This window comes from Streptomyces eurocidicus (genome assembly GCF_002891295.1).
Classification (GTDB): Bacteria; Actinomycetota; Actinomycetes; order Streptomycetales; family Streptomycetaceae; genus Streptomyces; species Streptomyces eurocidicus.
In genome coordinates, this window is record NZ_LGUI01000009.1 from 159,246 (window position 1) to 183,668 (window position 24,423).

Consider the following 24,423-nt stretch of genomic DNA (forward strand, 5'->3'; position numbering starts at 1 on the left):
CCTGACATGGCCGGTCAGCCGGCGGCGGCCAGCTTCGCGGCGGAGTCGGCGTCGACGCATGCCTGGATCACCGCGTCCAGGTCGCCGTCGAGCACCTGGTCCAAGTTGTACGCCTTGAAGCCGACCCGGTGGTCCGAGATGCGGTTTTCCGGGAAGTTGTACGTCCGGATCTTCTCGGAGCGGTCGACGGTGCGGACCTGGCTGCGGCGCGCGTCGGCGGCCTCGGCCTCGGCCTTCTCCTGGGCGGCCGCGAGCAGTCGCGAGCGCAGGATGCGCAGGGCCTGCTCCTTGTTCTGGAGCTGGCTCTTCTCGTTCTGGCAGGAGGCGACGACGCCGGTCGGCAGGTGGGTGATGCGGACCGCGGAGTCGGTGGTGTTGACGGACTGGCCGCCGGGGCCGGAGGAGCGGTAGACGTCGATGCGCAGATCGTTCATGTTGATCTCGACGTCGACCTCCTCGGCCTCGGGCGTGACGAGCACGCCGGCGGCGGAGGTGTGGATGCGGCCCTGGGACTCGGTGGCGGGCACGCGCTGGACGCGGTGCACCCCGCCCTCGTACTTCAGCCGGGCCCAGACGCCCTGGCCGGGCTCGGTGGCGCCCTGGCCGCCCTTGGTCTTCACGGCGACCTGGACGTCCTTGTAGCCGCCCAGCTCGGACTCGGTGGAGTCGATGATCTCGGTCTTCCAGCCCACCCGCTCGGCGTAGCGCAGGTACATGCGCAGCAGGTCGCCGGCGAAGAGCGCCGACTCGTCGCCGCCGGCGCCGGCCTTGACCTCGAGGATGACGTCCTTGTCGTCGCTGGGGTCGCGGGGCACCAGCAGCAGGCGCAGCTTCTCGGTGAGGGCCTCGCGCTGCTTGTCCAGCTCCTTGACCTCGGCGGCGAAGTCGGAGTCGACCTGGGCCAGCTCGCGCGCGGTCTCGATGTCGTCGCCGGCCTGCTTCCAGGAGCGGTAGGTCGCGACGATCGGCGTCAGCTCGGCGTAGCGCTTGTTGAGCTTGCGGGCGTTTGCCTGGTCCGCGTGTACGGCGGGGTCGGCGAGCCGCTTCTCGAGGTCGGCGTGCTCACCGATCAGTTCCTCGACTGCCTCGAACATCAAGTTTCCCTAGCTGGAAGTGACGGGCCTGCTGGACGACAAAGCGCCGGTCCGGTCACCCCTCGCGCACGAAGGGCGACCGGGAACCGGCGCCTGCGGGTCGCTACTTCTTGGCAGCGGCGGCCTTGCCGAAGCGGGCCTCGAACCGCGCCACGCGGCCACCGGTGTCGAGGATCTTCTGCTTGCCCGTGTAGAACGGGTGGCACTCGGAGCAGACGTCGGCGCGGATGTTGCCGCCGGCGACGGTGCTACGGGTGGTGAACGACGCGCCACAGGTGCAGCTGACCTGGGTCTCGACGTAATCCGGGTGGATGTCGCGCTTCAAGGGATCTCCTAGGTTCGGGAGGGCGCCGGGTCGCAGGGCGGGATTGCCGTACGTGAACCGGGGCCGACGTACCAGTTTGCCAGCACTGGCCGTATCCCCCAAAACGAGAGGTGGCGGCCGGTTATTCCGCCGGCCGTTTCCCCTGGTGCTCCGGGGGACGGCGGGCTATTTGACGACGCCCTCGGCACCGGTCTTGGCGCCCGCGGCCTCCTTGAGCACGGCTTCCGGGATCTCCCGGTCGGCCCGGAGCGCCGTCCAGAGCGGCTCGGTCGCCTCGGTCACCGGGATCACCCGGTTGTGATCCAGGGGGTCGTCCGCGACCGGCAGCGTCACCATCTGCATGTCGTCGGAGCCGATGCCCTTGAGACCGTTGGAGAACGAGTACAGCTTGTCGACGGAGGCCAGCTCGCGGTCGGTGGTGAGCGCCTTGGTGGCGGTGTCGGCGATCCCGTAGAGCTTGGTGGGGCTGGTGAACAGGCCCACGTGCTTGATCTGGTCCAGCAGCGCCTTGACGAACGCCTGCTGGAGCTTGATCCGGCCGAGGTCGCCGCCGTCGCCCACGCCGTGCCGGGTGCGGACCAGGCCGAGGGACTGCTCGCCGTTGAGGGTGTGGGTGCCCGCCGCCAGGTCGAGGTGGCTCCACTTGTCCTTGATCGGCTTGGTGGTGGTGACCTCGACGCCGCCGAGCTTGTCGATCAGCTTCTGGAAGCCGGCGAAGTCGACCTCCAGATAGTGATCCATCCGGATGTTGGTCATCGCCTCGACGGTCGCGACCGCGCAGGCCGCGCCGCCCACCGAGTACGCCTCGTTGAACTGCGCGCGCTTGACGGCCGGGCTCTTCTTGCCGTCGGTCGTCCGGCACTCGGGGCGGGGCACGATGGTGTCCCGGGGGATGCTGACGACGCTGGCCTTCTTGTGACCCGCGTAGACGTGGACGATCATCGCCGTGTCGGAGCGGGAGCTGCCCTCGTCCCTGCCGTAGGCGCTGTTGGCACCGGCCCGGGAGTCGGAGCCGAGGACGAGGATGTCCTGGGAGCCGTTGTCGACGTTCTCGGGGCGGTTCTTGCCGAGCGCCGCGTTGATGTCGACGCTGTGCAGATTGCCGTTGAACTTGAAGTACAGGACGCCGGCGCCCGCGCCGGCGACGAGGACGAGCCCGCCGGCCGTCCAGAGGGCTATTCGGCCCTTGCGGCGCGTACGGGCCTTGCGACGGCGGCCGCCGGACCCGCGGGCACGGCGGCGGTGCGCTCCCGCCCTCGTGCTCTTGCTGTCGTCAGCCATGGTCGTGTCCCTCTGTTCTCCGCTGGTTCTCGGCTGCCCCCGCCGATCCGGCCGCCCTGGTCTCGGCGGCCCCGGCCCTGTCGGGCCGGTCCGGCCCGGGTCCGCCGTCATCTGTCATGACGGGGAAGCCTGCGTCAGGGTTGCACAGCGGTTTCTGAGGACCTTCTTAGAAACGGGGTGGCCGCGGGGGGATAAATGGATCTTTCACCCCCATCGCGACCTGCGCTTTCGGCCAATGCGGGGCTGTCGGTTCCGGCCATTTGCGAGGTCCGGCCCTGTGGTGCATCTCTCAAAAGGTCACGGGGAGGTCACGGCGGGATTTTTCCCCGGTCCCGCCCCTTCCCGCTGCATCCGATGTGCGGCTCCGCCGCGCGGGGGGGCTCCGCCCCGGACCCCGGTCCTCAATCTCCCCCAGCTAACGCTGGGAGGTGCCCCCAGACGGGCTGAGTTGTTGCCCGGAACCGGGCTGAGAGGTTGTTGCCCGGGGCCGGGCAGAAAGTCGAGCTCGGACCGGGGCGAAAATCCAGCCTGGCCGGCGTTTGAGGCCACCGCGCGGAAGGGGGTCGGGGGGCTTGCCCCCGGTTACGGGAAGGGGCGGGGCTGGGGAAAGGCCCCCCGCAGGGCCTCCCGGCACGGGGAACGCGCGGGGCCTCCCCGCCACGAATGCGGCGGGGAGGCCCCGGTAATGCGCGTGGTGCCGCCTACGCGGACCGCGATCAGTCGTTGCCGTTCGACGGCGTCGTCTTCGCGATCTGCATCAGGAACTCGGCATTCGACTTCGTCTGCTTCATCTTGTCGAGAAGCAGCTCGATGGCCTGCTGCGAGTCGAGCGCGTGCAGCACCCGCCGCAGCTTCCAGACGATCGCCAGCTCGTCGGCGCCCAGGAGGATCTCCTCCTTGCGGGTGCCGGACGGGTCGACGTCGACCGCCGGGAAGATGCGCTTGTCGGCGAGCTTCCGGTCGAGCTTGAGCTCCATGTTGCCGGTGCCCTTGAACTCCTCGAAGATCACCTCGTCCATGCGCGAGCCGGTCTCGACCAGCGCGGTGGCCAGGATGGTCAGCGAGCCGCCGTCCTCGATGTTGCGCGCGGCGCCGAAGAACTTCTTCGGCGGGTAGAGCGCGGTCGAGTCGACACCACCGGACAGGATGCGGCCCGAGGCCGGGGCGGCCAGGTTGTAGGCACGGCCCAGACGGGTGATCGAGTCCAGCAGGACGACCACGTCGTGACCCAGCTCCACGAGGCGCTTGGCGCGCTCGATGGCCAGCTCGGCGACGGTGGTGTGGTCCTCGGCCGGGCGGTCGAAGGTCGAGGAGATGACCTCGCCCTTGACCGACCGCTGCATGTCGGTGACCTCTTCCGGACGCTCGTCGACCAGGACGACCATCAGGTGGCACTCGGGGTTGTTGGTGGTGATCGCGTTGGCGATCGCCTGCATGATCATGGTCTTGCCGGTCTTCGGCGGGGCCACGATCAGACCGCGCTGGCCCTTGCCGATCGGCGCGACCAGGTCGATGATCCGGGTCGTCAGCACACCGGGGTCCGTCTCCAACCGCAGGCGGTCCTGCGGGTAGAGCGGGGTGAGCTTGTTGAACTCCGGGCGGCCACGGCCGGATTCGGCCGACATGCCGTTGGCCGAGTCGAGGCGGACAAGGGCGTTGAACTTCTCGCGCCGCTCGCCGTCCTTCGGCTGCCGGACCGCGCCGGTGACGTGGTCGCCCTTGCGCAGGCCGTTCTTACGGACCTGGGCGAGGGAGACGTAGACGTCGTTCGGGCCCGGGAGGTAGCCGGACGTCCGGATGAAGGCGTAGTTGTCGAGGATGTCCAGGATGCCCGCGACGGGGATCAGGACGTCGTCGTCGGAGACCTGCGGCTCGTTGCCGAAGCCCTCGTCACGGCCACGGCGGCCACGGCGGTCGCGGTAGCGCCCGCGCCGGCCGCGCCGGCCGCCCTCGAAGTCGTCGTCGTCCTGCGGGCCGGCCTGGCCGCCCTGGCCGCCCTGCGGCGCGCCGCGGTTGTCGCGCTGCTGGCGGCCGGCGCCCTGCTGGCCGGCGTCCTCGCCACGGTTGCCACGGCGGTCGCGGTCACGGTCGCCGCGCTGGCCGCGCTCGCCCCGCTCGCCACGGTCCTGGCGGTCGCGGCGGTCGCCCTTCTGGCCGCGCTCGGCGCGGTCCTGGCGGTCGGCGCCCTTGGCGCCCTTGCCCTCGGCGCCGTCCAGCGCCGACTCGGCCTTGTCGGCCGCCCGGTCCTCGGTCCGCGCCTCGGCCTTGGCCTCGGCGGCGGGCTCGGGGCTGCCGGAGGGCGCGGTGGCCCGACGGCGGCGGCGCTCGCCGGCCGGCTGCTCGTCGGTGGGGGCACCTCCCTGCTCGAGCGAAGCCGAGAGCTTGGGGGACGGCTGGCCCGGGATCTCGATCTGCTGCTGGGCAGCGGTCTTCTCGGCCTTCTCGGCCTTCTCCGCGGCCGCCTCGCCCGTACGGGCCTTGGAGGTGGCGCGGCGCTTCGGCTTGGTCTCCGCGGCCTGGTCGTCGGCCTTGGCGGGCGCGGCGGAGCCGGCCTGCCGTTCCTTGATGACCTCGATCAGCTGGCCTTTACGCATCCGCGCGGTGCCCTTGATGCCGAGGCTGGAGGCGAGCTGCTGGAGCTCGGCCAGGACCATGGCGTCGAGGCCCGTGCCCGAGCGTCGCCGCTTGGGGGCGGTGGCAGCACCGGTGGCAGGCGCGGCGGGAGCGTCCGTGGCGGGCGCGGAGGCATTGCCCGCGGCACTGCTGGCAGTGCCGGAGGCGGTCACGCCCATCAGATCGGTGGTGTCGCTCACGAAGGGGTCCTTCCCTGGAGCGGGCGTCGGCCTGTCTGGCTCGGCGACCGGTTGTGCTGTCCGGCTGCGGTCTGGCTGTGCGGACCGGGCCGGGGCGGTGGTCCGCCGGTACGGCGGAAGAATCAGTTCATTGGTTCCGGCGTGAAGAAATGAGGTGAAGACATGACGTAACAACTTCACTCATGTCACCCACGCCGATTCCGGAGCGTGCTCGAATCTGCTCAGGCAGGCTGCTCAGGCAGTTTGGGAGGCTCCCGGAAGAAAAGCGGTCCCTGATCGGGACACAGAGCACCGAGCCGATGTGGCTTCGAGTGCAGACTTGAGGTTAACACTACCGGATCCCACAAACATTCCCCCTCTCCAAGACCGGCAACCGCTATTTTTCGCGGGTCCCGGGAGGCCCCGGGTCCCGCGGTGTTCAGGCGAGCGGCAGCACGCTCGTCCCCCCGGCGTCGAGGGCCAGCCGGTTGGCCGCCCACCCCTCGCCCGCCAGCTGTGCGACCTTGTCGGCCGCACCGTTCTCGACCAGTGCGAGGACCGTGGGGCCCGCACCGGAGATGACCGCGGGGACGCCGTCCGCGCGCAGTCGGTTGACCAGGGCACCGCTCTCCGGCATCGCCGGGGCCCGGTAGTCCTGGTGGAGGCGGTCCTCGGTGGCCGGCAGCAGCAGCTCGGGGCGCCTGGTCATGGCCTCCACGAGCAGTGCCGCGCGCCCGGCGTTGGCCGCCGCGTCCACATGGGGGACGCTGCGCGGCAGCAGCCCCCTCGCGGTCTCGGTCAGGACCGCGTTCGCGGGTACGAAGACCACCGGAACGATGGAATCCGAGGGGTTCATCCGAATGGCCCGCGCCACTCCGGACTCCATCCACGACAGGGTGAAGCCGCCGAGCAGACAGGCCGCGACGTTGTCCGGGTGCCCCTCGATCTCCGTGGCGAGCTCCAGCAGCGCCGCGTCGTCGAGCTTCTCGGCCCCGCCTATCGTCACGGCGCGGGCGGCGACTATCCCCGCGCAGATCGCGGCGGACGAGGAACCGAGGCCCCGGCCGTGCGGAATGCGGTTGGCGCAGACGATCTCCAGGCCGCGCGGCTGGCCGCCGAGCAGGTCGAAGGCGGTGCGCAGGGATCGTACGAGCAGGTGGTTCTCGTCGCGCGGGAGGGTCTCGGCGCCCTCGCCCGCGATGTCGATGTGCAGGCCGGACTCGGCCACCCGGACCACGATGTCGTCGTAGAGGCCCAGGGACAGGCCGAAGGCGTCGAAGCCCGGGCCGAGGTTCGCGCTGGTGGCGGGGGTGCGCACGCGGACAGCGGCGGCGCGGAAGGCGGGACCGGCCATCGCTCGATGACTCTCCTTGGTGTGGCCTCGGTGGGGCGTGCAACGTCCGCAAGGGGCCGCGACGGCGATGCCGCGTGGGGGCGGCAGGGGTCTGCGACGGGGCGGAGTGAGTACAGCCTATCGAAGGAAGGTTCTGCGGCGACATAGGGCGCACAGGAGGCGCACGATGCGTGTCGCCCCGCGGTACGCCGGTTTCGGCGGCGCGGTGGACGGGATCCGGGCCCGCCGGGCCCGGATTCGGTCCGCGCTCACCGGACGGGTTCGGCGCTCCGCCCGTACCGGACGCTCTCGCGCGCGGTCCGGGCGTGTTCCGTCCGGTGGGTGCGGAACCGGAACCCCGGGGCCGGGCCCCGGGGGTCGGACAGGGGTCAGGCCAGGCCCAGCCGCTCCGCGGCCACCGCGGCGTCCACCGGAACGGTGATCGGCTGCGGGGCGCCCGCGACGGCCCAGTCGGGGTCCTTCAGGCCGTTGCCCGTGACCGTACAGACGATGCGCTGGCCGGGGTCGACCAGGCCCGCCTCGGCGGCCTTGAGCAGGCCGGCGACGCTCGCGGCCGAGGCGGGCTCGACGAAGACGCCCTCCTGGGAGGCCAACAGGCGGTAGGCGGCCAGGATCTGTCGGTCGGTCACCTCGTCGATGAGGCCGCCGGACTCGTCCCGCGCCTCCTCGGCGAACTTCCACGAGGCGGGGTTGCCGATGCGGATCGCGGTGGCGATGGTGTGCGGGTCGAGCACCGGCGCGCCGCGCACGATGGGCGCGGAGCCGGCCGCCTGGAAGCCCCACATCCGGGGGGTGCGGGTGGCGATGGCATCCGCGGCGTACTCGCGGTAGCCCCGCCAGTAGGCGGTGATGTTGCCGGCGTTGCCGACCGGGAGCACATGGATGTCGGGCGCGTCGCCCAGCGCGTCGACGATCTCGAAGGCGGCGGTCTTCTGGCCCTCGATGCGCACCGGGTTGACGGAGTTGACCAGGGCGACGGGGTACTTCTCGGAGAGTCCGCGGGCCAGGGTCAGGCAGTCGTCGAAGTTGCCGTCGACCTGGAGGATCCGGGCGCCGTGGACCAGGGCCTGGCCCATCTTGCCGAGTGCGATCTTGCCCTGGGGCACCAGGACGGCGCAGACCATTCCGGCGCGTACGGCGTAGGCCGCGGCGGAGGCGGAGGTGTTGCCGGTGGAGGCGCAGATGACCGCCTTGGCGCCCTCCTCCTTGGCCCGCGTGATGGCCATGGTCATGCCGCGGTCCTTGAAGGAACCGGTGGGGTTGGCGCCCTCGACCTTGAGGTGGACCTCGCAGCCGGTGCGCTCGGAGAGCACCTGGGCGGGGACGAGCGGCGTGCCGCCCTCGCGCAGCGTGACCACGGGCGTGTCGGCCGTGACCGGCAGCCGGTCGCGGTACTCCTCGATGATGCCGCGCCACTGGTGCGTGGTGCCGGATGCCCGAGGGCTGTTGATGGCAGACATTGCTTTCGTAACTCCCCTTATTCGCCTTCGACGCGCATGATGCTGGCGACACCACGGACCGTGTCGAGCTTGCGCAGCGCCTCGACGGTCGCCGACAGGGCGGCGTCGGCGGCGCGGTGGGTGACCACGACGAGGGACGCCTCGCCGTCCTTGCCCGTCTGGCGGACCGTGTCGATGGACACGCCGTGGGCGGCGAAGACGGTGGCGACCTGGGCGAGGACACCCGGCTTGTCGGCGACGTCGAGGCTGATGTGGTAGCGCGTGACCACCTCGCCCATCGGGCTCACCGGCAGGCGCGTGTAGGCCGACTCGCCGGGCCCGGTGGACTCGGCGAGCTTGTTGCGGCAGACGGCGACGAGGTCGCCGAGGACCGCGGAGGCGGTCGGCGAGCCGCCGGCGCCCGGTCCGTAGAACATCAGCTGGCCGGCCGCCTCGGCCTCGACGAAGACGGCGTTGTACGCCTCGCGGACGGAGGCCAGCGGGTGGCTGAGCGGGATCATCGCCGGGTGCACGCGGGCGGTGACCGACTTGCCGTCCGCCGCGCGCTCGCAGATCGCGAGGAGCTTGATGGTGCAGCCCATCTGCTTCGCCGAAGCGAAGTCCGATGCGGTGACCTCCGTCATGCCCTCGCGATAGACGTCGTCGAGGCGTACCCGGGTGTGGAAGGCGATGCCGGCGAGGATCGCGGCCTTCGCGGCGGCGTCGAAGCCCTCGACGTCGGCGGTCGGGTCGGCCTCGGCGTAGCCCAGGGCGGTGGCCTCGTCGAGCGCCTCGGAGTAGCCCGCGCCGCTGGAGTCCATCTTGTCGAGGATGAAGTTGGTGGTGCCGTTGACGATGCCGAGCACCCGGTTGACCTTGTCGCCGGCGAGGGACTCGCGCAGCGGCCGGACGAGCGGGATGGCGCCGGCGACGGCGGCCTCGTAGTAGAGGTCGGCGCCGTGCCGCTCGGCGGCGGCGTGCAGGGCCGCGCCGTCGCCTGCGAGCAGCGCCTTGTTGGCCGAGACGACGCTGGCGCCCTGCTCGAAGGCGGCCGTGATCAGGGCGCGGGCCGGCTCGATGCCACCGATGACCTCGACGACCACGTCGATGTCGCCCCGTTTGACGAGGGCGGTGGCATCGGTGGTGATCAGCTCCTCGGGCACGCCCGCGCGCACCCGGCCGGGGCGGCGCACGGCGATGCCCGCGAGCTCGACCGGTGCCCCGATGCGCGCCGCGAGGTCGTCGGCGTGCGTCGTCATGATGCGCGCCACCTCTGAGCCGACCACTCCACAGCCCAGCAGCGCCACCTTCAGCGGACGCGTACGCATCATCCGACCTCGTTTCTCATACATCTTGGCTAGTGCACCAGTCTCACTCACTGGACTGAGGTTTCCCAACCCGTCCAGTATCCGAGATCTTCATTACCGTCAGCCGACATCGAGGCGAAAAAGATCTTCTTCGGTCTCGCGCCGGACGATCACTCGTGCCGCGCCGTCCTTGACCGCCACCACGGGCGGGCGCAGCGCGTGGTTGTAGTTGCTGGCCATGGAGCGGCAGTACGCGCCGGTCGCGGGCACGGCGAGCAGGTCGCCGGGGGCCACGTCGGCGGGCAGGAAGGCGTCGCGTACGACGATGTCACCCGATTCGCAGTGCTTGCCGACGACGCGCGAGAGCATCGGCTCGGCCGTGGAGGTCCGGGAGACCAGCGCGACGCTGTACTCCGCGTCGTACAGCGCGGTGCGGATGTTGTCGGACATACCGCCGTCGACGCTGACGTACGTCCGCAGGCCCGGCAGCTCCTTGGTGGTGCCCACCTCGTAGAGGGTGAAGGCGGTGGGGCCGACGATGGCGCGGCCGGGCTCGACCGAGAGCCGCGGCACGGCGAGGCCGGCCGCCGCGCACTCGCGGGTGACGATGTCGTTCAGCGCCCGGGCGATCTCGTGGGGCTCGCGGGGGTCGTCGTCGGAGGTGTAGGCGATGCCGAGGCCGCCGCCGAGGTCGATCTCGGGGAGCTCGACGCCGTGCTCGTCGCGGATCTCCTTGAGCAGGCCGACGACCCGGTGGGCGGCGACCTCGAAGCCGGAGGTGTCGAAGATCTGCGAGCCGATGTGGGAGTGGATGCCGATGAGCTCCAGCCCGTCGAGCTTCAGGGCCCGGCGGACGGCCTCGGCGGCCTGGCCGCCGACGAGCGCGAGGCCGAACTTCTGGTCCTCGTGCGCGGTGGCGATGAACTCGTGGGTGTGCGCCTCGACGCCGACGGTGACCCGGATCTGGACGCGCTGGCGCTTGCCGAGCCGCTCGGCGATGTGCGCGACGCGGACGATCTCCTGGAAGGAGTCGAGGACGATCCGCCCGACGCCCGCCTCGACGGCGCGGGTGATCTCCTCGGGGGACTTGTTGTTGCCGTGCAGGGCGATGCGCTCGGCGGGCATGCCGGCGGCGAGGGCGGTGGCGAGCTCGCCGGCCGAGCAGACGTCGAGGTTCAGCCCTTCCTCGTGCAGCCAGCGGACGACGGCCCGCGAGAGGAACGCCTTCCCGGCGTAGAACACGTCGGCCTCGGTGCCGAAGGCGTCGCGCCAGGCGCGGCAGCGGGCCCGGAAGTCGTCCTCGTCGAGGAAGTAGGCGGGGGTGCCGAACTCCTCGGCGAGCCGGTCGACGCCGATCCCGCCGACGGTGACGACGCCGTCCTCGGCACGGCGGCCGACCGTGCGGGACCAGACGCGGGGGTCGAGGGCGTTGAGGTCGGCGGGCGGCGCGGTGTAGTGCCCTTCGGGCAGGACGTCGGCGTAGCGGGGCCCGGCGGGGTGGGCGGAGCGGCTCATGGCTCTGATCTCCTCGGATTTTCAGAGATGGGCGGGTGCGGTGATGCCGAGCTGGTGGAGGCCGTCGGCCAGCACGGTGCCCGCGGCCCGGGCGAGGGCCAGGCGGGCACGGTGGACGGCCAAGGGTTTCTCGTCACCGCGGGGCAGGACGGGGCACTCCGTCTGCCATCTCAGAAAGGCGTCGGCGAGCCGCTCCAGGTGCCGGGCGAGGCGCTCGGGGCTGCGGGCGGCGGTGACCCGGGGGTGGTCGGTGAGCAGGGTGAGGAGGCCGGGCAGCGCGGTGGCGTCGCCGACCTCTCCGGGCTCGGGGGCGAACCCCAGGTCATGGGCGTTGCGCAGGAGCGCCCGGCTGCGCGCGTGGGCGTAGCGGACGCGGAAGAGGGGGTTGCTCTCGCGCTGGACGAGGAGCCCGGCGCGGTCGAGCCCGGGCGGGCTGACCTGGCTCCAGCGGGCGGCGTCGGGGCCGAGGCGGCGCAGCAGCGCGGGGTCGGGCGCGGGGAGGGTCAGCGGGGCGGCGGGGGCCGGCCGCTCACGGAGCACGTCCCGTACGACCTGGAGGGCGGGGTCCCCGACAAGGGTGACGTTCAGGAACCCGGGCCCGGCGACGTCGACCCGGGCGATCCCCGGCTCGGCGGCCAGCCGGCGGCGCAGCACCTCGGCGACCTCGGCGGCGGGCCGTCCGGTGCCCTGGGCGACACGGAGGGCGACATTGGTGGCGTAGTCCCCGCACCCCGGCCGGGAGGGGACCCGCACGGTGACCCGGTCCGGCACGACGGCGGGCAGCTCGTCTGCCTCGACGGCGCGACGCACGGTGTGCAACACGGTGCGAGTGAGATCGGCGGGGGTCACAGCCCCAAGCCTAGGGGAGAGAGGGGGAGGTCAGGCCAGCAGGTTTCGATGGGTGGGACGGGCGGCGGGGGTCACACGGAGGGGGGACGACGGGGAGCCTGGGATTCCGCGGGGGCGGGGGGCTGGTCCCGGATTGCTTCGGCTCCGGGATTCCTTGGGGGCGGGGGCCGGTCCCGGATGCTTCGGCTCCGGCGTCCCTCGGAGGCGGGGCCGCCCTGGACGGTTCGGCTCCGGCATCCCTCGGAGGCGGGCGCCACCTCGGACGGTTCAGCTCCGACATCCCTCGGAGGCGGGCGCCGCCCCAGCTGGTTCAGCCCCGGATGATTCAGCTCCGGATGGTTCAGCTGCGGCACTCCTCGGAGGCGGGCGCCGTCCCGGACGGGCTCGACCCGGGATCCGTACGGGCGGGGGCATCCGGATGCGTTCCATCCGGCGCGGCGCATGTCAGCCGTACCGGACCGGGTCAGTCCGCTCCCCAGGCGGATTCCACCCCGCAGATGAACTCCACATCGCGGACCGCTTCGGTGTCCCCGGGGGCCGGGGCCCCCGGCAACGGGTCATCGCCCCCTCCCTTACGGCGCCGCATCAGCCTCCGGACGAGCCGGACCATCTCGGTCGGCTCGAACGGCTTGGCCAGGAACGCGTCGACTCCGGCCGAGCGGCCGCTGTCGACCTCCAGCTGGGTGCACGCGCTGATGATCGCGATCGGTATGTCGCGGGTCCGCGCGTCGGCCCGCAGCCGCGCGGCCGTATGCAGCCCGTCGAGCCGGGGCATGACGACGTCCAGAGTCACCACATCGGGCCGGACACGGTGCACGATCTCCAGGCACTCGGCACCATCGGCCGCGGTCACGACCTCGAAGCCTTCAAGTTCGAGGTTGACCCTGATCAGCTGCCGGATGACCTTGTTGTCGTCGACGACAAGGACCCGGCCGGACAAGCCAGGCACACCCCGAGAGTAAGCGCGCCCGCCACGCTGCGTCCGGGTTTTCCCCACTTCCACCCCGTGCGGGCGAGCTTTCCCCGACCATCACCCGAGCCCCCACCCCATGCGCTACCCCGCCCCACCACCCCGGGGTCCCCCTTCTCCCACCCCTCTCCGACCTCCCCTCAAACCACGTTGCGGGGCACCCTTCTGGAGCTGGTAGTGTTCTACCCGTCACCGCGACAAGCGAGCGACAAGCAAGCCCCCGTAGCTCAGGGGATAGAGCAACGGCCTCCGGAGCCGTGTGCGCAGGTTCGAATCCTGCCGGGGGCACTCGCCTGACACCTAGGAAGATTCCTGGGTGACCAGGGCGGATGCCGAAAGAAGAGGGCGGGAGTCAGTCTCACTGACTCCCGCCCTCTTTTGTTTTCCCTCAGTGTTCGCGGCGCACCCCTCAGGCCGCGCCGCCCTCCTCCCGTCGAATTTTCTGTCGAAAATTCAATCTCATCCGCCCCAGTCGTTCGACGCCATCCCTTCGCCCCCGCGGGGTAGGGTGCCGCCCCGGGGGGCATCACGTGACGGCCGGGTCCGGCAAGTCGCCTGTCGCCCTGCCTTCTTGATGGCTCATCAGGAGGAAGTCCGCATGAGATTGCGGCGAGGCGACGGACGACGGCCGGTGGTGGACCGGCATCCCGCGCGGGACGATCTGCCGTTGCGGGGGGTGCTGGAGGACGCAGCCATGGGGCGGTGGGAGGGGCCCCGGGATCTGCTGGCCGCCAGTGGGCGGGACTGGGACCGGCGGATCTTCCGGCTCCAGGTGCTGGCACGGGCCGGGGCGCGGTTCCGGTTCGCCGACACCTGGGCGCGGGCCGAGCCCCGGTCCGCGGACGCGCTGGCGCTGCTGGCCCATGTGCGGGCGCTGCGGTCGATCATCAGTGGTGTGGGCGAGGGCCGGGCGGAGATGGAAGGGGCCTGGGCCGCCTGTCTCGCCGCGGCCGAGGCCGAGCCCGCCGACCCCTCGCCCTGGGTGGTGATGCTCGCGCTCATCCGGGTGCACGCCCCCGGCCGTGACGTGCTGCGGCAGGTCTGGGCCGAGGTCGAGGCGCGGGACCCGTACAACCGCGAGGCGCACCACGAGGTGCTCGCCTACTTCTTCGGCCGCAATCACGGTTCCGGCGCCGAGATGTTCCACTGGGCGCAGGAGCGGGCCGACACCTCGCCCAGGGGGCTGCCCCTCGCCACGCTGCCGCTGGTGGCGCTCGCCGAGTCGCACCGGCACCGGATGGAGACCGAGGCCGGCAGCTACGGCCTGAGCATCCACGCCTGGATCGACTGCCCGCACATCGACCAGGTGCTGGAGCACTGGTGGCGGCACCGGCCGCCGGTCCCCCACGCCCAGTTCATGGACGACGCCAACTACCTCGCGCACGCCCTGGCGTTCGCGGGCCGGCACGCCGAGGCGTACGAGGTGTTCCGCGCCATCGGCCCGTACGCCTCCGACGTCCCCTGGTCGTACTGCGGGGACGCCGAGGAGCTCTTCCTGCGCCACCGGGAGTGGGCCCGGCGCGCCGTCCGGCCGCCCGGTTCCCCGTAAGGCCCCACGCACCGCTGAGCACCGCGCACCGCACATTCCTTGACCGTGTCCACGAGAGAGAGAATCGCGTGCCACTCGACGTCCCCAGCGCCTCCGACGAAGAGCGCCTCCAGCAGCTCGGTTACACCCAGGTCCTCGCCCGCCGGATGTCCGGCTTCGCCAACTTCGCCGTCTCGTTCACCATCATCTCCGTGCTCTCCGGCTGCCTGACCATGTACGGGTTCGGGATGCGCACCGGCGGCCCCGCCATGCTCACCTGGGGCTGGGTCGTCGTCGGCGCCATGACCCTGGTCGTCGGGCTGGCGATGGCCGAGGTGTGCTCCTCGTACCCGACCTCCGCCGGGCTGTACTTCTGGGCGCACCGGATGGCGCCCGAGCGCTCGCGGGCGGCGTGGGCGTGGTTCACCGGCTGGTTCAACGTCCTGGGGCAGGTCGCGGTGACCGCCGGGATCGACTTCGGCGCCGCGTCCTTCCTCAACGCCTATCTCGACCTCCAGTTCGGCTTCGCCGCCACGCCCGGCCACACCATCGCCCTGTTCGGCGCGGTGCTCCTGCTGCACGCCGTGCTCAACACCTTCGGCGTGCGGCTGGTGGCGTTCCTCAACTCCGTGAGCGTGTGGTGGCACCTGGTCGGCGTGGTGGTCATCGTCGGGGCGCTGGTGATCGTGCCCGATCACCACCGGTCGACGTCGTTCGTCTTCACCCGCTTCGTCAACGAGACGGGCTGGAGCTCCGGCCTGTACGTGGGGCTGATCTCGCTGCTGGTCGCGCAGTACACCTTCACCGGCTACGACGCGTCCGCGCATATGACGGAGGAGACGAACGACGCCGCCGTGGCCGGCCCCCGCGGGATCGTCCGGTCTATCTGGGTGTCGTGGATCGCCGGTTTCGTGCTGCTGGCCGGGCTGACCTACGCCATCCAGGACTGGAGCGGCACGGTCGGCACCCCGACGGGCGTGCCGCCGGCCCAGATCTTCCTGGACGCGCTCGGCGCCTCGGCCGGAAAGCTGCTGCTGCTCGTGGTGATCGTGGCGCAGTTGTTCTGCGGGATGGCCTCCGTGACGGCGAACTCCCGGATGATCTACGCCTTCTCCCGGGACGGCGCCCTGCCGTTCTCCCGGGTCTGGCACCGGATCAACCCGCAGACGCGCACGCCCACGAACGCCGTGTGGCTGGCCGCCGGCGGCGCCTTCGTCCTCGGCCTGCCCTATCTGATCAACTCCACGGCGTACGCGGCCGTGACCTCCATCGCGACCATCGGCCTCTATCTCGCCTACGCCGTGCCGACGCTGCTGCGGCTGCGCCGGGGCGACGCGTTCGAGCGCGGGCCCTGGCACCTGGGCCGCTGGTCGAAGCCGGTGGGGATCGTGGCGATCTGCTGGGTGGCGCTGATCACGGTGCTGTTCATGCTGCCGCAGTCCGGCCCGGTCACCGTCGACACCTTCAACTACGCGCCGATCGCGGTGGCCGCGGTGCTGGGCTTCGCCGGGATCTGGTGGCTGGTCTCGGCCCGCCGGTGGTTCCTCAACCCGGGGCATCCCCGCAACGCCGCGCCGCTGCGGGGATCCACGGCCTCCCCTCCTCCGGGGATCTCGGACGCGTTCCGCTGGTGACCGGAGGGCGGCAGCCGTCCGGCGAAAGGTTTCTCGACTACCGGATCGTCGGATAGCCGAAGGCGTAGCCCTGTTCCTTGAGCCACGGCAGCAGCTCCTCGAGGGCCGCCACGGTCTGACCGCGGTTCCCGCCGCCGTCGTGGAAGAGGATCGTGGGGCCCTCGTGGAGCTCGCGCTTCACCGTGGCGACGATCTTGTCGGTGCCGGGGTTCTGCCAGTCGCGGGTGTCGACGTTCCAGCCGAGGGGCCGCATGCCGTGGGAGGCGGCGACCTCTCGGCTGTACGGGGTGAAGGCGCCGCCGGGGGCACGGTAGTAGGGCACCTTGACCCCGGCACCCGCGGCGTCCTCGATCATCTTGCGGGCGTCGAGGACCTGCTGGCGCTGGTAGGACTCGGAGCGCTTGTCCATGGCCACGTTGTGGTCGACGGAGTGGTCGCAGAGGCGGTGGCCGGCCGCGACGACCTTCTTGACGAGGGCGGGGTACTCCTTCGCGCGGGAGCCGATGATGCAGAAGGTGGCCGTGGCGCCGTTCTTCCTCAGCACGTCGAGGACCTTCACCGTCCAGCCCGGTTCGGGGCCGTCGTCGATGGTGAGGTTGACGGCCTTCCCCGGGCTCTCGCTGCCGTGGGTGAGCTCGGCGGAGACCCGCTCCGGCGGTGACGGTGACGACGACGGCAGCGGCGACGACGGCGTACCGGACACCCCGGGCTTCCCGTCCACACCGACGCTCCAGGCCGCCCCGGGGCTCCCGCCGGTCCCACTGCCCCCGCCGGTCCCGATGGTCCCACTGCCCCTGCCAGTCCCGCTGCTCCCGTCCGTCCCGCTGCCGGACGGGCTCATCCCCTGGGTCCGTTCAGGTTTTCCCGAGTCCTCCGTGGCCATGGCCACGCAGCCCGGTATCGTCGCGGCGAGCAACAGAACCGATACCACCGTCATCGTGAGGTGACGCCTCCGAGCGGTCAGTCGTGCCATGCACTTCCCCTCCCTCGGTGTGTGCTCCGGATCCCCGCGTGGCTATGCACACGTGCTCATCCGCACGCATTCGCAGCCGTTGGTGCACCCGAAGACGTCGTCGCCGAAAAGAAGGTTCCAAGAAGCCACGAGTCGTTCGGTGATGTGTTAACGGACTGGTCACTACCGGGGTTTCGGGGAATTGATCACTTCATTCCCGCCCCTTCGCCCCCTCCTTCACCCCTCCGTCACCTCCTCTCCGCGACCTCTCCTCCGGCCGTCTCCGGCCCCTCCCCCGCGCCCGCCGCGATCACCGCCGCCACCTCCTCCCTGCGCGCCGCCTCCTCGGCCGCGAAGCGCTCGGCGTCCAGCCGCTCGGCCAGCTCCTCGTCCCGGGCCATCAGCAGGTCCAGACTGGAGTCGCCCATCTCCAGGACGCCCATGTCGACATAGGCGCGCTGCAGGCGTTCGCCCCACAGGCCGATGTCCTTCACACAGGGCACGATGCGGCTGAACAGCAGCTTCCGGAACAGCCGCAGATTGCCGGAGCGCTCGCTCAGCTCGACGGCCTCGGCGGCGGGCAGCCCGAAGTCCGTGAGGACCACTTCCCCGCGCAGCCGGTCCCGCATCAGATAGCAGCCCTCGATGACGAACTCCTCCCGCTCGCGCAGCTCCTTCTCGGTGAGCTGGGCGTAGTGGTCGCGCAGGGCCATCCGGCCGAAGGCGACGTGCCGGGCCTCGTCCTGCATGACGTAGGCGAGGATCTGCTTGGGCAGCGGCTGGTCGGTGGTGTCGCGGAGCATGCCGAAGGCGGCGAGCGCGAGCCCCTCGATCAGGACCTGCATACCGAGGTAGGGCATGTCCCAGCGGGAGTCGCGCAGGGTGTCGCCCAGCAGGGCCTGGAGCTTGTCCTCGATCGGGTAGACGAGGCCGACCTTCTCGTGGAGGAAGCGGCCGAAGATCTCGGCGTGGCGGGCCTCGTCCATGGTCTGGGTGGCGGAGTAGAACTTCGCGTCCAGGTCCGGCACGGACTCCACGATGCGGGCCGCGCAGACCATGGCGCCCTGCTCACCGTGGAGGAACTGGCTGAACTGCCAGGAGGCGAAGAGGCGCCGCAGCTCGTTCCGGTCCGCCTCGGTCATCCGGTCCCAGTAGGGGGTGTTGTGGACCGGCAGGTTCTCGTCGGGGATGCCCAGCGGGTCGCACGGGTCCACCGGGAGGTCCCAGTCGATGCGGGTGGTGGCGTCCCACTGCTTGTCCTTGCCCTTCTGGTAGAGGGACAGCAGTCGTTCGCGGCCGTCCTGGTACTCCCAGCTGAAACGGGCGGCCCCGGAGGCCGGCACCTCCCACAGGGGCCCGGCCGGCTCGTGTGCGTAGAACTCTCGCGTCGTCATCGACGCCTCCTGTACCTCGTCGTCCAGGTCGTCCCTCGCGCGCCTTCCATTCGGCAGGCTCACACGGTGGTTACCGCCGGGTCAATGACCGGTCACCGGAGTCTCCCGGGGGGATTGACGTCCTTGCTGACAAGCAGTCTCATAAAGCGTGACCGCGGGTAACTCACAGACGAGGTGTCCTCAGCCATGACCGCCGTGACCCCCCAGACCGCGTCCCCGCAGCCGCTCCGGGACGCGCTCGGCCCGCTCAAGGACCGGGAGAAGGTCGCCGAGCGGCTGCTCGAATCGTCCGCCCGGCACTCCTTCGACCCGGACACCGAACTGGACTGGGCGGCGCCGCTCGTCCCGGGCAAGTGGTTCTGGCCACCGGAGCTGCTCTCCCTCTACGGCACCCCGCTGTGGCGGCGGATGTCCGAGGAGCAGCGCATCGAGCTGTCCCGGCACGAGGCCGCGGCGCTGGCCTCCGTCGGCATCTGGTTCGAGGTGATCCTGATGCAGCTGCTGGTGCGCCACCTCTACGACAAGCCGCTGACCAGCGCGCATGTCCGCTACGCGCTGACCGAGATCGCCGACGAGTGCCGGCACTCGAAGATGTTCGCCCGCATGGTGGAGAAGTCCGGCGCCCCCGCGTACCCGGTGTCCCGGCTGCACCACGGCCTCGCCCGGATCCTCAAGTCGGTGTCCACCACACCCGGTTCGTTCGCCTGCACCCTGCTCGGCGAGGAGATCCTCGACTACATGCAGCGGCTGACCTTCCCCGACGAGCGCGTCCAGCCGCTCGTCCGGGGCGTCACCCGCATCCATGTGGTGGAGGAGGCCCGCCATGTGCGGTACGCGCGGGAGGAGTTGCGCCGCCAGATGGTGGGCTGCCCGCGCTGGGAGGCCGGGCTGACCCGGCTGAGCGCCGGCGAGGCCGCCCGCGTCTTCTCGCTGGCGTTCGTCAACCCCGCCGTCTATACGAACGTGGGCCTCGACCGCCGCGAGGCCGTGGCCCAGGTACGGGCCAGCGGCCACCGGCGCGAGGTGATGCAGGCGGGCGCGAAACGCCTCACCGACTTCCTGGACGACATCGGGCTGATGCGCGGCACGGGGCGGCGGCTGTGGCGCAGCTCGGGGCTGCTCGGCTGAACGGACGGACCGGCTCCACGGTTTCGCGCTCCCGCGCGGCGGTTACGCTGCGGTGCATGAACGGCAGCGGAACCGCCCCGGCAGCACGGACTCCCGCCCCGCGCGCCGCCTACCGCAGGCTCAGCGTCGAGGAGCGCCGCACCCAGCTGATCGCCGCCGCGCTCACGCTCTTCGCGCACCGCGCTCCCGAAGAGGTGTCCCTGGACGACGTGGCGGCCGCCGCCAGGGTGTCGAGGCCCCTCGTGTACCGCTACTTCCCGGGCGGCAAGCCGCAGCTCTACGAGGCCGCGCTGCGCAGCGCGGCCGACGACCTCCAGCTGTGCTTCGCCGAGCCGCGGACCGGCCCGCTCAGCGAACGGCTCGCCGCCGTGCTCGACCGCTATCTGGGGTTCGTCGACGAGCACGACGCGGGGTTCAGCGCCCTGCTCCAGGGCGGCAGCGTCGCCGAGACGTCCCGTACGGGCGCGATCGTGGACGGCGTGCGGCGGGCGGCGGCCGGGCACATCCTCACCCACCTGGCCGTGGGCTCGCCGGGCCCCCGGCTGCGGATGATGGTCCGCACCTGGATCGCGGCCGTGGAGGCGGCGTCGCTGATCTGGCTGGACGAGGACAAGCTGCCGCCGGCCGCGGAGGTGCGCGACTGGCTCGTCGACCACTTCGTGGCGCTGCTCGTCGCTACGGCGGGGAGCGACGGGCAGGCGGCGGCGGTCGCCCGGGCGGCGCTGGACCTGGAGGCGGCGGACGGGACGGTGGGGCGGCTGGCGCGGCGGGTGGCGGAGGTCGTGACGGACTCCGGGCACCTGCTGGAGCTCCCGGCGGCCGAAGGGGATGTGCCCGGCGCGGAGTGACCCCGGCGCGGAATGCCCCCCGGTGCGGGGTGGCACCGCCCGGAATGACCCGGCCCGGAGTGACACCGCCCGGGGCGGCGCCCGGTCCGCGGCTCCGGAACGGCCCCGCGCACGACCGGCCCTCCGCTCGCCTCCCGCCTCCCGCCCCTCGGATACGGCCCGTAACGACGCCCCGCCTACCTCCGGGTGATCGCGGAACGTATGCCCGCACCCTCCGGCCGCGCGGAGAGCGTGGCTGACCCGTACGGACCCGCTACGACCGGGAGCCCGTCCCCCGCCTGACGGAGACTGGTGGCGTGAAAAGCGAAAATACGCCCTTCGAGGGCGGGCCCCTGGACGGGCGCGTACTGCCGGTACTGCTGGGCGCCACCGGGCATCCACCGAAGACCTATGAGGTACCGGTGCCCGCCGAGGACGGCGGGGCCCCGGCCGTGCATGTGTACCGCCGGGAGACGGCGGGCACCACCCGCCGGCTCGGGCTGCACAAGGGGTGGAAGTACGTGTACGACCCCGAGGGCGCCCCGGCGGGCGGTCTCAAGTGGCCATGGACGCGTCCCGGGAGGTGACGGCCCCGGAGGCGGCGCGCGCTGGCATTCGCGCGCCCCTCCATGTGGGTGATGTGGGGGCACCGCAGGAGTGAGCGGGTTAGGCGGATTCGCCCATGCCCACTGCCGTAAGTACGACCGGCCGTGCCACGATCCTCCGTGGGCAAACGATCACGCCCAGTAACGGAGGTGAGTCCGTGTCAGGACGGTTCGTGCGCTCTGTGTGCACGGCGGCGCTGGTGGCCGGCGCCGCATCGGTCGCACTGCAGGCGCCCCCGGCGTCCGCGGCGCCGGCCGACCCGCCCGACCAGCCCGTCAGTGCCCTGCTCGCCCGGCTCCAGGCCCTCTACCGCAAGGCGGAGACGGCCACGGAGACGTACAACGCCACGGAGGAGAAGCTCAAGGGGCAGCGCAAGGAGACCGCCCGCCTGAACGGCGACCTCACCCGCGCCCGCGGCGCCCTCACCGACAGCCGGGACGACGCCGGCCGCATCGCCCGGGAGCAGTACCGCGCCGCCGACGGCGCCTTCTCCCCCTTCCTCGGCTTCCTGCTGAGCCCCGACCCCCGGCTCGCCTTCGACCGCAGCCACCAGATCACCCGCGCCGCCGGCCACCGCGCCGCGACGGTGCACCGGCTCACCCATGACGAAAGACGGGCGGAGGAGCTCGCGGCCAGGGCACGCAAGGCCCTCGACGCCCAGCAGAAGCTGGCCGCCCGGCAGAAGAAACAGCGCGACACCATAAACGACAGCCTGGCCCAGGTGGAGAAGCTGCTGGCCTCGCTCTCCGCCCAGCAGCTCGCCGAGCTCCGCGGCCTGGAGCGGCGCACGGCCGGAGAGGCCCAGCACACCCTCCTCTCCTCCGGCCGGCTGAGCGGCGCGCGGGCGCCCTCCAGAGCCGGCGGCAGAGCGCTCGCGTACGCCTACGCGCAGCTCGGCAAGCCCTATGTCTGGGGCTCCGCGGGGCCCGACTCCTTCGACTGCTCCGGCCTCACCTCGCAGGCGTGGGCGCACGCGGGCGACCTCATCCCCCGGACGAGCCAGGAGCAGTGGCGGACGCTGCCGAGGGTCTCGCTCGACCGGCTGCGCCCCGGCGATCTGGTGATCTACTTCGAGGACGCCACGCATGTCGCGCTCTACATCGGCGACGGCCTCGTCATACAGGCCCCGCGGCCGGGCACGGCCGTGAAGATCTCGCCGATCGCCTCGAACCCGCTGCTGGGGGCCGTCCGCCCGGACGCGGGAGAGGCCCCGCTGCGCGACTACGTCCCCCCGCTGCCACCGCCGCCCGGGTCGTCGGCGCTCCCCTCGTCGGTGGCGGTGGCCCTGGACGCGGCCGCCACCCCGGCGACATAGGCCGCCGTGCGCTCGGGGTCGTAGAAGTAGTCCTCGAAGTCGGCCGGGTCGTCGAACCCCCGTACGAAGCGGTCGGCGACGGGCGGGAGTCCGGCCGCCGCCCCGATCAGCTCCATGTGGTGCGCGGCGGGCGGCGCCAGCATGGCGTTGGTCCACCGGGTGGTGTGCCGGGCCCGCTCCCAGTGGCGGGCGAAGGCGCCGGTCATCCACTCCTCGTCGAAGGGCAGGGCGCCGCGCTCGGTGATCGACTCCAGATAGGAGGCCGCGCACTTGGCGGCCGAGTTGGCGCCCTGGCCGGTCATGGGGTCGTCGGCGACGACGGCGTCGGCCACGCCGAGGACCAGCCCGCCCGAGGGCAGCCGCCCGACGGGGTGGCGGACGGTGGGGGCGTAGCGGCCGGCCAGCGTGGCGCCCGGGTCCGTCAGCTCGACGGCGGTGGCCCGCGCGTACTCCCAGGGGGTGAAGCGCTCCAGCAGCTCCAGGGTCCGCGCCAGGTGCTCGCCGGGGCTCCTGAGGTCCTGGAAGACGTCCAGCGGGCCGCCGGGCACCCCGGCCCAGAAGAGGAGGTCGGCACGTCCGGAGAGGGTCAGCGTGGGGACGACGAGGAGCTCGCCGACGCCGGGCACGAGGTTGCGGCGGACCGCCTCGAACCCGGGGTGCTCGGGGCGCGGGCCGAGCCCGTGCACGGAGGCCACCGCGAGCGCCCGCTGCGGGACGGCGTACGGGGAGCGGCCGGCGTCCCGGCCGAACAGCTCCGCCAGCTCGCCCTTGCCCGCGGCGACCAGGACCAGGTCGTAGCGGCGTACCAGGAAGTCCAGGTCGGAGACGGTCGCGCCGTGGATGACGAGCCGGCCGCCGCGGTCGGCGAAGGTGTCCAGCCAGCCGGCCATCTTCAGCCTCGGGTCGACGGACTGGGCCCAGCCGTCGAACCGGCCCACCCAGTCGAGCATCCGGCGGTGCCCGCCACCGGGCAGGTCGGCGGGGCCGGCCACGGAGACGCCCAGGCCGTCGATGCGCGGGGCACGGTCGGTCCAGAAGTCCAGGCCCAGCTCGCGCTCATGGCGCAGCGCCGTGGGGAAGAGGCACTGCGCCGACGGCAGCCGGTCCGCGCGCATCTCCTCGGGCGTGCGGTTCGACATCAGGGTGATGTCGTACCCCCGGGCCTGGAGCGCCAGTGCCAGCTGGAGCCCGGACTGGCCGGCTCCGACGATGAGGATGCTCCGCACGGGTCCGCTCCCCCTCCCGTGGGGCCCGTAGGTCCCGTAGATCCCATGGACCCTGCGGACCCCGCGGGTCCCATGGGTCCCTCATCCGGGTGTGGCGTCGAGTGCCCTGCCGACGAGGATCAGCAGGGTGTCCACGACGGCGATCCGCTGCCGGGCGTCCATGGTCACGAGGGGCACCTGGCGCGGGAGGGCGAGGGCCTCGCGCACCGCCTCGGGCTCGTGGCGGGCCGAGCCCTCGAAGTGGTTGAGCGCGACGATGTAGGGCAGCCCGGAGGTCTCGAAGTAGTCGAGCGCGGGGAAGCACTCGGCCAGCCGCCGGGTGTCGGCCAGCACGACGGCGCCGATCGCGCCCCGGACCAGGTCGTCCCACATGAACCAGAATCGTTTCTGGCCCGGCGTGCCGAAGAGGTACAGCACCAGGTCGGCGTCGAGGGTGATCCGGCCGAAGTCCATGGCGACCGTGGTGGTGGTCTTCAGGGGCGTGTCGGTGAGGTCGTCGAGGGTCTCGGCGGCGGCCGTCATCGCGGCCTCGGTGCGCAGTGGGGTGATCTCGGAGACGGAGCCGACGAAGGTCGTCTTGCCGACGCCGAAGCCGCCCGCCACGACGATCTTGGTGGCGTGGGGGGCGCGGGTCCGGTCGGTCTGCCAGCCCCGCACCACGGGGTGCGGGGCCGGGGCCTCCCGGACGACGAGGGCGGAGCCGGTGGCGCGGGAGGCGCCGGGAGCGGGCACGTCGGGGCCCCGGGCAGACACGCCGGGGCCCCCGCCGCGGGCCGCCCTGCGGGCCTCGGCGGGTCTGGCACCCCAGACGCTCCCGGCCGCACCCCCGGCTTCGCCGTCGCCCTCGGCTTCCCTGACCTCGGCCTCGGCCTCCCCGCCCGTGTCGG

20 protein-coding genes and 1 tRNA gene are annotated in these 24,423 nt (G+C 72.0%); 7 read left to right on the forward strand and 14 right to left on the reverse strand.

Annotated elements, in window-relative coordinates; all coding sequences use genetic code 11:
• Nucleotides 1–14: 14 nt before the first annotated feature.
• The 10 genes from prfA to AF335_RS24770 all read right to left on the reverse strand — a co-directional run bounded on the left by prfA (nucleotide 15) and on the right by AF335_RS24770 (nucleotide 12,953).
• Nucleotides 15–1,094 carry a peptide chain release factor 1 gene (gene prfA, locus AF335_RS24725; protein WP_102920628.1) on the reverse strand — a complete coding sequence of 360 codons (1,080 nt, stop codon included), beginning with the start codon at nucleotides 1,092–1,094 and terminating at the stop codon, nucleotides 15–17.
• 103 nt (nucleotides 1,095–1,197) lie between these two features.
• A complete protein-coding gene (rpmE, locus tag AF335_RS24730; protein WP_102920629.1) occupies nucleotides 1,198–1,419 on the reverse strand; it encodes a 50S ribosomal protein L31 in 222 nt (73 codons plus the stop codon).
• A 165-nt stretch (nucleotides 1,420–1,584) separates the two neighbouring features.
• Complete coding sequence (locus AF335_RS24735) at nucleotides 1,585–2,700, reverse strand: LCP family protein (protein ID WP_102920630.1); 1,116 nt, start codon at nucleotides 2,698–2,700, stop codon at nucleotides 1,585–1,587.
• 716 nt (nucleotides 2,701–3,416) lie between these two features.
• Entirely contained in the window at nucleotides 3,417–5,513 is a 2,097-nt protein-coding gene (rho, locus tag AF335_RS24740; RefSeq protein WP_102920631.1) for a transcription termination factor Rho, read from the reverse strand.
• A gap of 418 nt (nucleotides 5,514–5,931) precedes the next feature.
• Complete coding sequence (gene thrB / locus AF335_RS24745; protein WP_102920632.1) at nucleotides 5,932–6,846, reverse strand: homoserine kinase; 915 nt, start codon at nucleotides 6,844–6,846, stop codon at nucleotides 5,932–5,934.
• Nucleotides 6,847–7,214: 368 nt separating this feature from the next.
• Nucleotides 7,215–8,306 (reverse strand): threonine synthase, encoded by a 1,092-nt coding sequence (gene thrC / locus AF335_RS24750; protein WP_102920633.1) that lies wholly within the window; start codon nucleotides 8,304–8,306, stop codon nucleotides 7,215–7,217.
• A 17-nt stretch (nucleotides 8,307–8,323) separates the two neighbouring features.
• Nucleotides 8,324–9,616: a homoserine dehydrogenase gene (locus AF335_RS24755; protein WP_102920634.1), complete on the reverse strand. Its 1,293-nt coding sequence runs from the start codon at nucleotides 9,614–9,616 to the stop codon at nucleotides 8,324–8,326.
• A gap of 96 nt (nucleotides 9,617–9,712) precedes the next feature.
• Nucleotides 9,713–11,107: a diaminopimelate decarboxylase gene (gene lysA, locus AF335_RS24760; protein ID WP_102920635.1), complete on the reverse strand. Its 1,395-nt coding sequence runs from the start codon at nucleotides 11,105–11,107 to the stop codon at nucleotides 9,713–9,715.
• Nucleotides 11,108–11,128: 21 nt separating this feature from the next.
• Nucleotides 11,129–11,956 carry an ArgS-related anticodon-binding protein NrtL gene (gene nrtL / locus AF335_RS24765; RefSeq protein WP_102920636.1) on the reverse strand — a complete coding sequence of 276 codons (828 nt, stop codon included), beginning with the start codon at nucleotides 11,954–11,956 and terminating at the stop codon, nucleotides 11,129–11,131.
• Nucleotides 11,957–12,419: 463 nt separating this feature from the next.
• On the reverse strand, nucleotides 12,420–12,953 hold the full coding sequence (locus AF335_RS24770; RefSeq protein ID WP_184742858.1) for a response regulator: 534 nt from the start codon (nucleotides 12,951–12,953) through the stop codon (nucleotides 12,420–12,422).
• A gap of 189 nt (nucleotides 12,954–13,142) precedes the next feature.
• Between AF335_RS24770 and AF335_RS24775 the strand changes: the two genes are divergently transcribed.
• The 3 genes from AF335_RS24775 to AF335_RS24785 all read left to right on the forward strand — a co-directional run bounded on the left by AF335_RS24775 (nucleotide 13,143) and on the right by AF335_RS24785 (nucleotide 16,088).
• A tRNA-Arg gene (locus tag AF335_RS24775) sits at nucleotides 13,143–13,214 on the forward strand.
• Nucleotides 13,215–13,524: 310 nt separating this feature from the next.
• On the forward strand, nucleotides 13,525–14,475 hold the full coding sequence (locus tag AF335_RS24780; RefSeq protein WP_228773112.1) for a hypothetical protein: 951 nt from the start codon (nucleotides 13,525–13,527) through the stop codon (nucleotides 14,473–14,475).
• A 68-nt stretch (nucleotides 14,476–14,543) separates the two neighbouring features.
• The gene (locus tag AF335_RS24785; RefSeq protein WP_244927143.1) at nucleotides 14,544–16,088 is read left to right on the forward strand and encodes an amino acid permease; all 1,545 of its coding nucleotides are present in this window, start codon (nucleotides 14,544–14,546) and stop codon (nucleotides 16,086–16,088) included.
• Between the two features lie 37 nt (nucleotides 16,089–16,125).
• Here AF335_RS24785 and AF335_RS24790 read toward each other — a convergent pair whose 3' ends face one another.
• Nucleotides 16,126–16,929, reverse strand: coding sequence for a polysaccharide deacetylase family protein (locus AF335_RS24790; RefSeq protein ID WP_102920638.1), 804 nt, complete (start codon nucleotides 16,927–16,929; stop codon nucleotides 16,126–16,128).
• A gap of 359 nt (nucleotides 16,930–17,288) precedes the next feature.
• Nucleotides 17,289–18,434 carry a ferritin-like domain-containing protein gene (locus AF335_RS24795; protein WP_102920639.1) on the reverse strand — a complete coding sequence of 382 codons (1,146 nt, stop codon included), beginning with the start codon at nucleotides 18,432–18,434 and terminating at the stop codon, nucleotides 17,289–17,291.
• 186 nt (nucleotides 18,435–18,620) lie between these two features.
• Between AF335_RS24795 and AF335_RS24800 the strand changes: the two genes are divergently transcribed.
• From AF335_RS24800 to AF335_RS24815, 4 genes are all read left to right on the forward strand, one after another.
• Nucleotides 18,621–19,562, forward strand: coding sequence for an AurF N-oxygenase family protein (locus AF335_RS24800; RefSeq protein ID WP_102920640.1), 942 nt, complete (start codon nucleotides 18,621–18,623; stop codon nucleotides 19,560–19,562).
• 56 nt (nucleotides 19,563–19,618) lie between these two features.
• Nucleotides 19,619–20,410 (forward strand): TetR/AcrR family transcriptional regulator, encoded by a 792-nt coding sequence (locus AF335_RS24805; protein ID WP_102920641.1) that lies wholly within the window; start codon nucleotides 19,619–19,621, stop codon nucleotides 20,408–20,410.
• Between the two features lie 296 nt (nucleotides 20,411–20,706).
• Nucleotides 20,707–20,976, forward strand: coding sequence for a hypothetical protein (locus AF335_RS24810; protein ID WP_102920642.1), 270 nt, complete (start codon nucleotides 20,707–20,709; stop codon nucleotides 20,974–20,976).
• A gap of 176 nt (nucleotides 20,977–21,152) precedes the next feature.
• Nucleotides 21,153–22,310: a C40 family peptidase gene (locus AF335_RS24815; RefSeq protein WP_376697762.1), complete on the forward strand. Its 1,158-nt coding sequence runs from the start codon at nucleotides 21,153–21,155 to the stop codon at nucleotides 22,308–22,310.
• Here AF335_RS24815 and AF335_RS24820 read toward each other — a convergent pair.
• Complete coding sequence (locus AF335_RS24820) at nucleotides 22,217–23,536, reverse strand: styrene monooxygenase/indole monooxygenase family protein (protein WP_170127803.1); 1,320 nt, start codon at nucleotides 23,534–23,536, stop codon at nucleotides 22,217–22,219. The genes AF335_RS24815 and AF335_RS24820 overlap by 94 nt on opposite strands.
• 81 nt (nucleotides 23,537–23,617) lie before the next feature.
• Nucleotides 23,618–24,196 carry a GTP-binding protein gene (locus AF335_RS24825; RefSeq protein WP_244927156.1) on the reverse strand — a complete coding sequence of 193 codons (579 nt, stop codon included), beginning with the start codon at nucleotides 24,194–24,196 and terminating at the stop codon, nucleotides 23,618–23,620.
• Nucleotides 24,197–24,423: the final 227 nt, after the last annotated feature.

What these genes read in the sequence shown, in the direction of transcription:
- prfA (WP_102920628.1), bottom strand. Translation starts at nt 1,094, where the DNA reads ATGTTCGAGGCAGTCGAGGAACTGATCGGTGAGCACGCCGACCTCGAG.
- AF335_RS24735 (WP_102920630.1), bottom strand. Translation starts at nt 2,700, where the DNA reads ATGGCTGACGACAGCAAGAGCACGAGGGCGGGAGCGCACCGCCGCCGT.
- thrB (WP_102920632.1), bottom strand. Translation starts at nt 6,846, where the DNA reads ATGGCCGGTCCCGCCTTCCGCGCCGCCGCTGTCCGCGTGCGCACCCCC.
- thrC (WP_102920633.1), bottom strand. Translation starts at nt 8,306, where the DNA reads ATGTCTGCCATCAACAGCCCTCGGGCATCCGGCACCACGCACCAGTGG.
- AF335_RS24755 (WP_102920634.1), bottom strand. Translation starts at nt 9,616, where the DNA reads ATGATGCGTACGCGTCCGCTGAAGGTGGCGCTGCTGGGCTGTGGAGTG.
- lysA (WP_102920635.1), bottom strand. Translation starts at nt 11,107, where the DNA reads ATGAGCCGCTCCGCCCACCCCGCCGGGCCCCGCTACGCCGACGTCCTG.
- AF335_RS24780 (WP_228773112.1), top strand. Translation starts at nt 13,525, where the DNA reads ATGAGATTGCGGCGAGGCGACGGACGACGGCCGGTGGTGGACCGGCAT.
- AF335_RS24790 (WP_102920638.1), bottom strand. Translation starts at nt 16,929, where the DNA reads ATGAGCCCGTCCGGCAGCGGGACGGACGGGAGCAGCGGGACTGGCAGG.
- AF335_RS24795 (WP_102920639.1), bottom strand. Translation starts at nt 18,434, where the DNA reads ATGACGACGCGAGAGTTCTACGCACACGAGCCGGCCGGGCCCCTGTGG.
- AF335_RS24800 (WP_102920640.1), top strand. Translation starts at nt 18,621, where the DNA reads ATGACCGCCGTGACCCCCCAGACCGCGTCCCCGCAGCCGCTCCGGGAC.
- AF335_RS24805 (WP_102920641.1), top strand. Translation starts at nt 19,619, where the DNA reads ATGAACGGCAGCGGAACCGCCCCGGCAGCACGGACTCCCGCCCCGCGC.